Origin of the sequence: Streptomyces sp. NPDC005808, assembly GCF_042871385.1 — a bacterium.
Lineage (GTDB): Bacteria > Actinomycetota > Actinomycetes > Streptomycetales > Streptomycetaceae > Streptomyces.
In genome coordinates this window covers 510,792-523,447 of sequence record NZ_JBIAIK010000004.1, presented here as the reverse complement: position 1 = coordinate 523,447, position 12,656 = coordinate 510,792, and the positions used below count along the sequence as shown (strand labels likewise).

11 protein-coding genes are annotated in these 12,656 nt (G+C 68.5%); 8 read left to right on the top strand and 3 right to left on the bottom strand.

The genetic code is table 11. From position 1 onward, the window contains the following. Positions 1-321 precede the first annotated feature (321 nt). The 3 genes from ACFYPC_RS12805 to ACFYPC_RS12795 all read left to right on the top strand — a co-directional run bounded on the left by ACFYPC_RS12805 (position 322) and on the right by ACFYPC_RS12795 (position 3,534). Positions 322-1,197, top strand: coding sequence for a dioxygenase (locus tag ACFYPC_RS12805; protein WP_388674337.1), 876 nt, complete (start codon positions 322-324; stop codon positions 1,195-1,197). 219 nt (positions 1,198-1,416) lie between these two features. After that, entirely contained in the window at positions 1,417-1,782 is a 366-nt protein-coding gene (locus ACFYPC_RS12800; RefSeq protein WP_388674295.1) for a hypothetical protein, read from the top strand. Positions 1,783-2,205: 423 nt separating this feature from the next. Then, the gene (locus ACFYPC_RS12795) at positions 2,206-3,534 is read left to right on the top strand and encodes a DUF2079 domain-containing protein (protein ID WP_388674293.1); all 1,329 of its coding nucleotides are present in this window, start codon (positions 2,206-2,208) and stop codon (positions 3,532-3,534) included. A 31-nt stretch (positions 3,535-3,565) separates the two neighbouring features. On the opposite strand, the gene ACFYPC_RS12790 is transcribed toward ACFYPC_RS12795, so the two are convergent. Continuing rightward, the gene (locus ACFYPC_RS12790) at positions 3,566-4,303 is read right to left on the bottom strand and encodes a peptidylprolyl isomerase (protein ID WP_388674291.1); all 738 of its coding nucleotides are present in this window, start codon (positions 4,301-4,303) and stop codon (positions 3,566-3,568) included. Positions 4,304-4,531: 228 nt separating this feature from the next. Here ACFYPC_RS12790 and ACFYPC_RS12785 point away from each other — a divergent pair, with 228 nt between their 5' ends. The 5 genes from ACFYPC_RS12785 (at position 4,532) to ACFYPC_RS12765 (ending at position 10,331) form a co-directional block, all read left to right on the top strand. Beyond that, positions 4,532-5,644, top strand: coding sequence for a glycosyltransferase (locus tag ACFYPC_RS12785; RefSeq protein ID WP_388674289.1), 1,113 nt, complete (start codon positions 4,532-4,534; stop codon positions 5,642-5,644). Positions 5,645-6,062: 418 nt separating this feature from the next. Continuing rightward, positions 6,063-6,878: a hypothetical protein gene (locus ACFYPC_RS12780; RefSeq protein ID WP_388674287.1), complete on the top strand. Its 816-nt coding sequence runs from the start codon at positions 6,063-6,065 to the stop codon at positions 6,876-6,878. Positions 6,879-7,069: 191 nt separating this feature from the next. After that, positions 7,070-7,663 (top strand): DUF4956 domain-containing protein, encoded by a 594-nt coding sequence (locus tag ACFYPC_RS12775; RefSeq protein ID WP_388674285.1) that lies wholly within the window; start codon positions 7,070-7,072, stop codon positions 7,661-7,663. Continuing rightward, the gene (locus tag ACFYPC_RS12770; RefSeq protein WP_388674283.1) at positions 7,660-8,460 is read left to right on the top strand and encodes a VTC domain-containing protein; all 801 of its coding nucleotides are present in this window, start codon (positions 7,660-7,662) and stop codon (positions 8,458-8,460) included. Before ACFYPC_RS12775 ends, ACFYPC_RS12770 begins: the two co-directional genes overlap by 4 nt. Beyond that, positions 8,457-10,331 carry a carbohydrate-binding domain-containing protein gene (locus ACFYPC_RS12765; RefSeq protein ID WP_388674282.1) on the top strand — a complete coding sequence of 625 codons (1,875 nt, stop codon included), beginning with the start codon at positions 8,457-8,459 and terminating at the stop codon, positions 10,329-10,331. Before ACFYPC_RS12770 ends, ACFYPC_RS12765 begins: the two co-directional genes overlap by 4 nt. Before the next feature lie 16 nt (positions 10,332-10,347). Here the strand turns inward: ACFYPC_RS12765 and ACFYPC_RS12760 are convergent, their stop codons facing one another. Then, positions 10,348-10,824, bottom strand: coding sequence for a hypothetical protein (locus tag ACFYPC_RS12760; protein WP_388674281.1), 477 nt, complete (start codon positions 10,822-10,824; stop codon positions 10,348-10,350). A 173-nt stretch (positions 10,825-10,997) separates the two neighbouring features. Next, positions 10,998-12,605, bottom strand: a complete 1,608-nt coding sequence (metG, locus tag ACFYPC_RS12755) for a methionine--tRNA ligase (protein WP_388674280.1) — start codon at positions 12,603-12,605, stop codon at positions 10,998-11,000. Positions 12,606-12,656: the final 51 nt, after the last annotated feature.

Below are 12,656 nucleotides of genomic sequence, written 5' to 3'. Positions count from 1 at the left end.
GCGCCCCGGGGGGGGGGGGGCGCCCCCCCCGCCGCCCCCCCCCCACTCCGCCCCCCCCCCCCCCGCCCCCCGGGGGGGGGGGGGGGGGCCGCCCCCGGGGGGCGGCCCCCCCCCCACTTTTGCGTGGGCGGGGAATCACGCAGGAGCGGCTGCGCCACCCCCAGGGCAAGCCGATATAGGGGCGGATCTCCGCCTACATCCAAACGAAGATCCACGGAACCGCGGGGTCGGTTTCAAGCCCCTTTTCGACGTCAGTCGGTCGACGGCAGCGGAACCCCCCGCAACCTCTCAGGTTTCTTCCCTAACTTCCCGTACATGACAATGGATCGGCGACCCGAGTACCAGAACAAACTGACGCGACGCGATGTCCTCGTCGCGGGCGGAGCCACGGTGGCCGCTGTGGGGCTGGGCGGCGCCCTGGCGGTGAACGCCTTCGCGGACGACGCGAGCGGCACTGTGTCCGCGAGTGCTTCCCCGAGCGCCGCCGAGGCGTGCTACGTCCTCACCTCGGAGACCACCGAGGGCCCCTACTACCTGGGCGCGGAGCAGGTCCGCGCGGACATCACCGAGGACAAGGAGGGCATCCCGCTGAGCCTCCGGCTCAGGGTGATCGACGCGGACACCTGCGAACCGGTCGTGAACGCAGCGGTGGACATCTGGCATTGCACCGCGATGGGCGTCTACTCCGGCTACGAGGCCGTCGGTAGCGACGGCCCCTCGGGCGGCGGGCACGTGGAACCGACCGACGACGAGCGCTACCTGCGTGGCGCGTGGAAGACGGATCAGAGCGGTTACGTCACGTTCAAGTCGATCCTCCCGGGCTGGTACGAAGGCCGCGCCGTCCACATCCACGTCAAGGTCCACGTCGACGGCGCGTGGACGGACACCGGCTACGAGGGCGGCCACGTCTGTCACACCGGCCAGCTGTTCTTCGAAGAGGCGGCGATACTGCTGGCGGCCCAGGTGGCCCCGTACTCCACGAACACGACGCCCCGCACGACGCTGGACACCGACAGGTTCTATGCCGACAACGGTTACGAGGGCGGCCTGCTCTTCCTCGACTACGACGAGGACGAGATCACGACGGGCGTCCACGCCGGCCTGACCATGGGTGTGATCCTCGAAGAGACCCCCGCCAGCGCCCCGGTCCCGTCCCAGTCGACGGCGTCACCCTCCACGCCGGCACCGACGAGCTGACGGACGTACGTGGCTCAGTGGCAAAATCGACCTTCTTCAGCGGCGCGGATGGAAGCCACTGTGTGGAACTGGCCGAAGGCAACAACCGGGGCCAGACTGGACAGTAGGCGGTGATCGGCGGATCTGTACCAGCCGTGGCAGCCGTTACCAGGCCTTACCGAGGTCATGCCTGGGACGGATCTGCCGATCGCCCATGGACCCACCCACCCTGGAGGAGTCATGACGGCGACCACGCGGACTGAGACTCCCGTCGCGATCGAAGGCGGCGGTGTGGAGCTGCGCGCGCAGGAGATCGGGGGAGACATGAGCGTCGCCTTCGCGCGGCTCCCCGCGGGTACGGACATGACGCCGGCGGTCAAGGGCCTGCCCGGCGACTCGTGCCAGTGCCCTCACTGGGGCTACCTGCTCAAGGGGCGGCTGAAGATGCGCACCGAGCAGGGGGACGAGACCTACGAGGCGGGACAGGCCTTCTACTGGGCGCCGGGTCACGTCCCGCTGGCACTTGAGGACTGCGAGTACGTGGACTTCTCGCCGACGAAGGAGTTCAACGAGGTGATCGACCACGTCAGTGCGCAACTGGGGTGACTCCGCCGCGAGACGCTGCTCGGTGAACCGTATGCGGGCCGGCATGAACGGGCAGAAAGGTGCCCGTTCGTCGTCGAGTTCGGTCGACTCGCCAGCACGGGACCGAATGCCGAATTCGTGACCCGCGCCGGTGGATGCCGGGCCGGGGCGGTAGTTCGGCTGTTCGGAGGATTCTGCCCGCAGGGGAGATCGTTCAGAGTCGGGGCCAGGAAAATGCTGGCATCTTGAGGGGCCTTCGGACGCTGTAGCCGTTTCTGGAAAGGCACCGTCATGCAGGCCTCCCCCGCCGACAGCGCCACGCTCCCGCCTCGGCAGTCACAGCCCGACAACGACAAACAGGCGCGAGCAGAGGATCCTCCCAGGAGTCGGTCCGGGATTCCGTGGTGGAGCTGGGTCCTTGCGGGAGCGCTGTTCTTCACGTACATGACGCTGTCCCTCCGTCTCCATCAGCGGATGCTCTCCAACGCCTTCGACCTGGGAATCTTCGAACAGGTCATCCGGTCCTACGCGGACGGGCACCTTCCCGTGTCCGAAGTGAAGGGGCCGGACTTCCCCGTCCTCGGGGACCATTTCCACCCCGTGCTCGCCCTCGTCGCTCCGTTGTACCGGCTCTGGCCCTCGCCCCAGGTCCTGCTCGTGGTGCAGGCGGCGCTGATCGCCGCGAGCGTTCTGCCGCTGGCCATGTGGGCCCGTCGGGCACTGGGATCCGGTGCCGCGGCGGTCATCGGCACCTGTTACGGCCTGTCCTGGGGCATCGCGAGTGCGGTCGGCGTCGACTTCCATGAGGTGGCCTTCGCCGTTCCGCTCCTCGCGTGCTCACTGGCTGCTCTGGGCAGCGACCGGCTGCGTGCCGCGGCGTGCTGGGCCTTGCCCTTGCTGCTGGTCAAGGAGGACCTCGGCCTCACCGTGGCCGTGATCGGCTTCCTCATCGCCCGGCGGGGGGACCGCAGGCTGGGGATCGCCACCGCCGCGGCCGGTCTGGCCGGAACGGCTCTGGCGATGCTGGTGATTCTGCCCGCCTTCAACCCGCAGGGGTCCTACGCGTATTCGCACTGGCTGACGACAGGTCCGGAAGGCGGCGGGGAGAGCGGGCTGCCGGATCTGCTGTACAAGGCCACCATCGGTCTCGTCACCCCCGACGCCAAGGTCACGACCCTGCTGTTCCTGCTGGCTCCCACGCTGTTCCTGGCTCTGCGGTCCCCGCTGTTGTGGGTCGCGCTGCCGACCCTGGTCTGGCGCTTCGCCTCCGGGCTCTCCACCCACTGGGGCACCAGCTACCACTATTCGCTCGTGCTGATGCCGATCGTCTTCGCCGCCTTCGTCGATGCCCTGGTCCGGAGGCAGCCGAGCGGGGTGAGCCTGCGGCGCTACGTCGTGGGCTCGGCCGCGATCACGGCCGTGATCCTTCCCCAGTACCCGCTGTGGCAGCTGGTCGAGCCGGAGACCTGGCGGTCCGATCCTCGGGTCGCCGTCGCGCACGGCCTCATGGACCGCATCCCCGACGGCGCGACGGTCCAGGCGTCCAACCAGCTTGTGCCCCAGCTCACCGGCCGTACGAGCGCCAGCCTCTACGGCTGGGCCGACAGCCGCCCCGACCCGGAGTGGATCATGGTGGACACCCTGGTACCGCAGCATCGGCGCTGGCCGCAGAGTTTCGGGGAGGAGAAAATCTCCCTGGACCGTGCCCGCACCCAGGGGTACCGCACCGCGGCGGAACAGGACGGTTTCGTACTGCTCACCCGCTCGGGCTGACGGGGCCCCCGTCCGACTTCGAGCCCCAGGCTTACCGCAGGACCACCGACTCGATGACGACGGGCTTGCGCGGCCTGCCGTCGGTGGATCCGTCCGACGTCCCGGCCATGCCGATCTCCTGCAGCACGTCCGTTCCTCCGACGACCTTCGCGAACGGAGTCCACTGGGACGGCAAGCCGACGTCCGGATCGGCGTAACTGATGAAGAACTGGCTTCCATTCCTCCCCGGTGCCGCCTTGGCCATCGCCACCGTGCCCGCCGGATAGTCGGCGCCGTCCAGATTCTCGTCGGGGAAGAAGTACCCGGGGTCGGCTTTGCCGTCCCCCTTCGTGTCTCCGCATTCCAGGACGTAGATACCGCGGGTGGTGACGCGGTGGCATTCGCTGCCGTCGAAGTACCCCTTGCGGGCAAGGAAGGAGAACGAGTTGGTCGTGCAGGGCGCGTCACCGGTCAAGGCCTTGAGCGTGATCTCTCCCCGGTTGGTGACCAAGGTGGCTGTCAACGGGCGGGCGGCCTTTTCGGCGTCGAAGACGGGGATGACGGGGATGACGGGGATGACGGGGGTGCTTGGGGTGCTTGGGGTGCCTGGGGTGCCTGGGGTGTCGGAAGTGCCGGGGGTGCCAGAGGTGCCGGAGGTGCCGGAAGGCTTGCCGCGTTCGGTGGGCGTGTAGGAACACGTGGCCCGCGGCTTGGAATCGGAACCTTCTGCGGTCAGGGAGACCGAAATCCAGGTCAGCGCCGAGCCGATCCCCGTGACGGCGAAAGCCATTGCCGCGGCCGCCGCCACTCGGTTCCTGGGCCGTGCGTAATCCCTCAGTTTTCCTGGCCATTCACTGATGGGCATGCATTCCCCGATCGTGGTGAGGTGCGTTGGCCGACACGACGCCGAGAGCGTATCCAGGCGTATTTGGATCGGGGTCAGCGACACACACCGTCCCCGTTTCGGCTCGGCGCGCCTCAGGCATTCATGCCGGGGAGCTGGAATTTGATGTGGACCGTGAATCAAACGGTATGTCTGAACATGATCGTCAAGGACGAAGCACCGGTGATTCGCCGTTGTCTGGAATCCGTCCGCCCCCTGATCGATACGTGGGTGATCGTGGACACCGGTTCCACCGACGGCACCCAGGACGTCATCCGTGAGGTTCTCGGAGGACTGCCCGGTGCCCTGCACGAGCGCCCCTGGAAGGGGTTCGACGGGAGCCGTAGCGAGGCGATCGACCTCGCCCGCAACCGTGCGGACTACCTGCTGTTCATCGACGCCGACGACTTGATGGAGGTGGAGGAGGGGTTCCGTATGCCGGAGCTGACACACGACGCCTACCGGGTCGCCCTCCACGACGGGCCGATCGTCCACTGGCGCCCGGCCCTGGTCTCGACCCGGCTGCCCTGGCGCTATGTCGGCGTCCTGCACGAGTACCTCGACTGCGGAACGCCGTACAGCCGGGGGACGTTCAAGGGCGCCAACATCCTCTCCGTGGGAGGCGGCGCGCGGCTGAGGGAGGGTCAGCGGAAGAAGTACCTGCGTGACGCGGAGATCCTGGAGGAAGGCCTGGTCAAGGAGCCCGACAACGCCCGCTACGTCTTCTATCTCGCACAGAGCTGGCGCGACGCCGGCGAACCGGAGAAGGCACTCGCCGCGTACGACCGCCGGGCGGCCATGGGCGGGTGGGACGAGGAGGTCTTCTGCGCGCACCTCTATGCCGCACGGCTCGCGGCAGGTCTCGACAGGCCGGCCGCCGAGGTGATCGACCGCTATCTCCGCGCGCACGAGAGCCGGCCCTCACGCGCCGAAGCGCTGGGTGATCTGGCGCGCTTCTGCCGGGAAAGCGGCCCGCGCTGGCCGCTGGCCCACCTCTTCGCGAGGGCCGCGGCGCAGATCCCGTATCCGAGCGACATCCTGTTCGTCGAGTTCGAGTGGTACGACTGGCGCGCACTCGACGAGCTCGCCGTGGCGGCGTACTGGGCCGGGGAGTACGAGGAGTCCATGGCCTGCTGCGAGCGACTCCTCGACGGCGGGAAGCTGCCCGACGGGCAGCGCGAGCGCGTGATCCGCAATCTCGAATTCGCCCGGCGCAAACCGGGCGCGGGCGAACTGGTCGACGCCTGACCCCACCGACAGCGCACGAATTCGAGACAACGTTCGATAATTCTCGACTTCGCTGCCGACTCGCTGCCGACTCGCTGCCGACTCGCTGCCGACTCGCTGCCGACTCGCTGCTGACGATCGAGCAGAGGCAGACGGGCGCCCGCACGGCAACACCACTCCCGGCGATTCGGCGCGGGAGACCCTAGGCACGGGAGTCATGGGCCGTGTGAAGGCTCGCCGGTACGCAGCTCCGAATTCGCTGCCGCGCACGCACCCATCGGAGATTCCCGGTACGCCGATATGTTGATCCCTCTGCAGGACTCTTAAGGCGTTGCTCCTTCGATCCGATGTTGCCGAAGGAAGCTCGAACGTGCTTCCGGAATGGAATTTCGAACGTGCTTCCGTGACATCACTCGATCAGAACCATGAGGAGCAGTGCATGAGTCCTGAAAAACGGAACCGATCCCCGTTCGGTCCGCTTCCCCGACGGAACGCCTGGCTGACCGGCGGCACCATCGCCTCGCTCGCCCTCCTGCTCTCGAGCATCGCGACCCCCGCGGGCGCAAAGGCGCCCGCTGCCGATCCGGCCAACGAGACCGCCGTGTCGAGCCCGTCGACCGGGGACCCCTGCAAGAAGCCGAAGCCCAAGCCGAGGCCGAAGGGGATGGCCGTCGGGCCCGTGGCCGACGGCGCCCACGACAAGTGCCAGGTCGGACCGACAGGGCCTACGGGGCCCACGGGCCCGACCGGCGCGACGGGTGCGGGTGCGACGGGTCCGACCGGCGCGACAGGTCCGACCGGGCCCGGAGCCGGTGCCACGGGCGCCACAGGCCCGACGGGTGCCACAGGCGCCACGGGACCCTGCACCGACATCGACACCTACGCGCCCTCGGGCTCGGAGGAGTTCAGCGCCGTGCTCGTGGACGGCGTGGCGTACGCCGGGCGCAGGAGCAACACCCCGACGCCGGGCGCCTATTCGTGGACGGACCTCAGCGACAACGGGAACTTCCCGGACGACGCCTGCGGCATCTCCATCGCGGCCCAGGGCAACGACTCCTCGGTGAAGGTCGTGACCACGGACGGCGACGTCTGGGAGACGCTGGGCGTCACGAACGGCGCCAACTTCTCCTGGACCGACGACTGGGACCAGTTGGTCGGACCGACGGACGTGCTCCGCGCCGTCATCAAATCCAAGGGCGACCTGAACACGATCGGCGCCCTGAACGGCCTCCCGACGAGCAGGAAGGGTCACTGACACCCTCCTGAGACCCGCGGCTCGCCGCGCGCACGGCGGCGCGCGCGGCGACCCGGGGCAGGTTCCGGACGGCTGAGCAGACCTGCCAGTCACCTTTGCTTCAGTTCACCCTTGCTTCGCCCTTCATACTTCTCAAGTTTCGTTAAGAGGAGGTAAAGGAACCTCAAAGGGAGACCCACGACTGTCAGTGCATGTTGCTTCTTGTGGCGGCCGACCTCGTCTCCGTCTCCGTGCTTGCCTTCGCGATCTACTTCCCCCGCCACCACCGCCGGGACATGGTGGCGGCGTTCCTGGGCGTGAACGTCGGTGTGCTCGCCGTGGCAATGGTGCTCGGCTCCACACCGGTCGGGATCGGCATGGGGATGGGTCTGTTCGGGGTCCTGTCGATCATCCGGCTCCGGTCGTACGAGATCGCCCAGCACGAGATCGCGTACTACTTCTCGGCGCTGGCTCTCGGCCTGCTGGCCGGGCTCTCGGAGTCCCTCGGCCTCCTCCATGCCGGGCTGATGCTGCTGGTTGTGGGCACGCTCTTTGTCGGCGACCACCCCCGGCTGTTCCCGCGCTACCGGCAGCAGAACCTGCGCCTGGACTCCGCGTACACCGACGAGCGCGCTCTGCGCGCATACCTCGAAGTGCTGCTGGGCGGACGGGTGGTGAACCTCTCGGTGCGGGGCATCGACCTGGTCAATGACACGACTCAGGTCGAGGTGCGGTACGTCGTCCCCGCCGCCTCCCGGCCGCCGAAGGATCTCGGGTCCCGCACCGAGCGGGGAGCCCACGCGTGACCGCCCTCGACTCCGTCGGCACGGTCGTCGGCACACTGCGGCCGATCGGGCTCGACGAACTCGTCGCGCAGGCCTCGCTGCTGACGCGTTTCGACCGCAAGTACATGCTGCCCACAGCCGATCTGCCCTTCGTGCTCGGCGGCCTCGACGAGGACGCCCAGGTCCTGGAGATCGACGGCGCACGGCAGTTCGCGTACCGGTCCGTCTACTTCGACACCCCCGAGATGGACGGCTACCTGAGCGCAGCCCGCCGCAGGCGACGCCGGTTCAAGCTGCGGATCCGTACGTATCTCGACTCCGGTCTCGACTCCGGCCGGCACTTCTTCGAGGTCAAGACGCGGGGCCCGCGGGGCACCACGGTCAAGCAACGCATCCCGTACGAGGGCGAGTTGGGGCGGCTCGGAGCCGAGGCGCGGGCGTACGCCGACACGGCGCTCGCCGAGTCCGGGATCGACTCCGGCAGCTACCGGTTCGTGCCCACGCTGACCACCTACTACCGGCGCACGACCATCTTCCTCCCGGCCACCGGAAGCAGGCTGACCGCCGACACCGACCTGACGTGGATGCTGCCCGAAGGCACCGCACTGCGCACCCCGGACCGGACCATCGTCGAGACAAAAGCAGGCCGGGCGGGCTCGGGAGCGGACCGGCTGCTCTGGTCGCTGAAGCACCGGCCCTGCCCGGTGTCGAAGTACGGCACCGGGCTCGCCGCCCTGCGCCCGGAACTTCCCTCGAACCGCTGGCTGCCCGTCCTGCGGCGCCATTTTCCGACCGCACTGGACGGGAGCCCAGCATGAAGACACACGCATACACGGCACGACGGTTTCGTACGAAGGCGGTGGGCGCCCTGGCCTCCGCGGTGCTGGCCGCCGCGGCACTGGCCGGATGCTCGTCGGGGAGTGACTCCGAGAGCGGCTCCGACAGCGGCTCCGAGAGCGGTTCCGCCACGCCCGGTGCGAGCGAGTCGTCGGCAGCCGTGGAGGGTGACCAGGATGCCGCCGCGGTGCTCGCCGACAACAAGGAGTCGCACGCGGAGGCCTCCGACGGCGACTGGGAGGAGTCCGAGGCCGTCGTGATCGAGCTGGACGGCGACTCGGCGTCCGCCGACGGCGACGGGGTGGCGGTGGACGGCTCCACGGTGACCATCACGGCAGGCGGCACCTACCGGATCGCCGGCACCCTCACCGACGGACAGATCGTCGTCAACGCGCCTGAGGAAAAGGTGTGGCTGGTCCTCGACGGAGCGTCGGTCTCGCATGCCTCCGGAGCCGCGATCGAGGTCACCGAGGCGGACGAGGCCGTCGTCGTCCTGGCCGACGGCAGCGACAACACCCTGAGCGACGCCGACTCCTACGCCGACGACGCCGAGGCCAACGCCGCGCTCTACAGCGCCGCCGACCTGACGGTCACCGGCGGCGGCAAGCTCACCGTTCACGGCAACGGCAACGACGGCATCGCGAGCTCGGACGGCTTGGTGATCTCCTCCGGCACGCTCACCGTCGACGCCGTCGACGACGGCGCCCGGGGCAAGGACTACCTGATCCTGGACAGCGGGAACGTCACCGTGACCGCCGGTGGCGACGGCCTCAAGGCCGACAACGCCGAGGACACGGACTCCGGTTACGTCGCGGTCGGCGGCGGCACGCTGAAGGTCAGCGCCGGGGGCGACGGCATCGACGCGGCCACCGACATGGTGGTCACCGGCGGGACGCTGACCGTCGACAGCGGAGACGGGAGCGGCACGCAGCCCTCAGACGAGACATCCACGAAGGGACTCAAGGCCGGCGTGATCAACGTCCTGGAGGGCGGCACCGTGTCGGTCGACTCATCCGACGACGCCGTGCACAGCGACGGCGCGGTCCGCTTCAGCGGCGCGAGGGTGATGGCCGCGAGCGGTGACGACGGGGTCCACGCCGAGGGCGAGCTGATCGTCGACGAGGGATCGCTGAAGATCACCTCGGCGGTCGAAGGGCTGGAGGGAGCTGACATCGCGGTGAACGGCGGCAGCGTGGAGATCAACGCCACCGACGACGGGGTCAACGCGTCGGGTGCCACGGCGACTTCGGGCGGCGGGGGCAGGGGCGCGGCCGGCAGCGAGGTGGGTGACTACACGCTGACCGTCACTGGCGGCACCCTTGTCATCACCGCCGGCGGCGACGGCTTCGACTCCAACGGCATCGCTGAGATCACCGGCGGAACCGTCGTCGTCAACGGACCGGAAACGTCCGGCGGCGAGAGTGGCCTCGACGTCAACGGCACCTTCACCATCGACGGGGGCGTCGTCCTTGCCGCGGACGGCGGGGGCAGGATCGCCACGCCTGACGCCGAGTCCGGGCAGGGCTGGCTCTCCGCGACCGTCGACTCGGCGGTCCCCGCGGGCAGCACCCTGCACGTCGTCGACTCCGACGGCGAGGTCCTGGCCACCTTCGTCACCTCCAAGTCCGTCCGGGGCATCACTTACTCCTCCTCCGCGGTCAAGAGCGGCGAGGAGTACCGGATCCACTCCGGCGGCTCCGCCTCAGGCACGAGCACAGGCGGTCTGACCGCTGCGGGCGAACTCGGCTCGGCCGAGGAGATCGCCACGGTGACGGCGGGGGAGGCTCCCGAGGGAGGCTTCGGCGGAGGCGGAGGCGGGGGCGGGGGCGGAGGACAGCGCGCCCGGGGGTAGAGCTCCTGGGCGGACCTCAGGTGTCGTACGAGCCGTCCCAGGGCTCGGAGAAGGCCAGGCGGTCCGGGTAGAGCTCGGCCCAGCTCTCCTCCTCGTCCTCCTTGATCACCAGGCCGAACAGGACGCCGTCGACGGTGACTTGGAAGGGGCGGATCGCGATGTCCGTGTAGGAGCGCCGGGGGAGGCTTCGCAGGAGTTTGCCCAGGTGGGCCTCGGCGCGGGCGAGGACCGAGCCCTCGGCGTGCGGGGCGCGGTGCTGCTCGGCCCAGGTGCCCGCGCACCAGATCTCCGAGTCGCGGTACCGGCCCTCGGCGTCGAAAGTGTGCAGCACCGTGTAGAGGCGCTTGTGCTCTTCCCAGCCGTCGTCGGGACGGAACCCTTCGGGGAAGGCGTACGTGACCGATGCCAGGAACTGGCCATCCTCGTACTGGCCGATGGCCTCGGTGCGGTGGTGCGGTTGGTAGGCGATCGGGATGACCGCGGGGACTGCCATGGCGAAACCATACGGGTGGTCGCGAACATGCCAGCGCCGGGGGCTGTTTCCGGCCTGGCGGATTCTGTGAAGAGGCCCGGCACCACGAGGTGCCGGGCCTTCCTCACTACGTCATGACTACTCCGGTGCGCCGCCGAAGCGCTCCTTGTACGACGCCAGGTCCTCGTCCGTCGCTACGCGCTCGGCTTCTCCTCCAGGCGCGGGAACAGGATCGCGCCCTTCGTCACCGACACGCCTGCCGGAAGTGTGCCCCATTCGCCCGCGTCCGTGACCTTCTGGTCCGAGAGCGCGCCGAGGGAGGCCTCCGCGCCCAGGGAGTCCCAGAGCCGCTGGGAGGTTTCCGGCATGATCGGGTTGAGCAGCACGGCTACCGCCCGGAGCGATTCCGCCGCCGTGTAGAGGATTGTGGCGAGCCGGGACTGGCCTTCCTCCGAAGTGTCCTTGGCCACCTTCCACGGTTCCTGCTCCGTGATGTAGCCGTTGACCTGCTTGACGAAGTCGAAGATCGCCGTGATGCCGCCCTGGAAGTCCAGGTCCTCGCCGATCTTGCGGTCGGCGTCCGTGACTGCCTTCGCCAGGCCGTCCTGGATCGCCTCCTCGGCCGGGCTTGCAGCGGCGGCTGCCGGGAGTTCACCGCCGAAGTACTTGCCGACCATGGCGGCGACGCGGGAAGCGAGGTTGCCGTAGTCGTTCGCAAGCTCGCTCGTGTAGCGGGCCGAGAAGTCCTCCCAGGAGAACGAACCGTCCTGGCCGAAGGCGATCGCGCGCAGGAAGTACCAGCGGTACGCGTCCACGCCGAAGTGGGAGGTGAGGTCCTGCGGTTTGATGCCCGTCAGGTTCGACTTCGACATCTTCTCGCCGCCGACCATCAGCCAGCCGTTGGCGGCGATCTTGCCCGGCAGCGGCAGCCCCTGGGCCATCAGCATCGCCGGCCAGATGATCGCGTGGAAGCGGAGGATGTCCTTGCCGACGAGGTGGACGTTCGCGGGGAACGTCTCGTCGAACTTGGCCTGGTTCTCGTTGTAGCCCACGGCCGTGGCGTAGTTCAGCAGCGCGTCGATCCACACGTAGATGACGTGCTTGGCGTCCCAGGGGACCGGTACGCCCCAGTCGAAGGTGGAGCGGGAGATGGAGAGGTCCTGAAGGCCCTGGCGTACGAAGTTCACGACTTCGTTGCGCGCCGACTCGGGCTGGATGAAGCCGGGATGTGCCTCGTAGTGGGCGAGCAGCTTGTCGCCGTACTCGCTCAGCTTGAAGAAGTAGTTCTCCTCCTTGAGGAGTTCCACCGGCGTCTTGTGGATGGCACACAGCCTCGTGCCGTCCTCGGCCTCGATGAGGTCGCCGGGGAGTTTGTACTCTTCGCAGCCGACGCAGTACGGGCCCTCATAGCCGCCCTTGTAGATCTCGCCCTTGTCGTAGAGATCCTGGACGAACTCCTGGACGCGGTCCGTGTGACGCTTCTCCGTCGTGCGGATGAAGTCGTCGTTCGCGATCTCCAGGTGCTCCCAGAGCGGCTTCCAGGCCTCCTCGACGAGCTTGTCGCACCATTCCTGCGGGCTGACGCCGTTCGCCTCCGCGGTGCGCATGATCTTCTGACCGTGCTCGTCCGTGCCGGTGAGGTACCACACCTTCTCGCCGCGCTGACGGTGCCAGCGCGTGAGCACGTCGCCTGCGACGGTCGTATAGGCGTGGCCCAGGTGAGGAGCGTCGTTGACGTAATAAATGGGGGTGGAGACGTAGAACGCCTTCTCACCCTGCTTCTCGGATCCAGTGGCCGCCATGGTCGAAATCCTACTGGTCCGGAGGAGATCGACTCACATGGGTTACGGGCG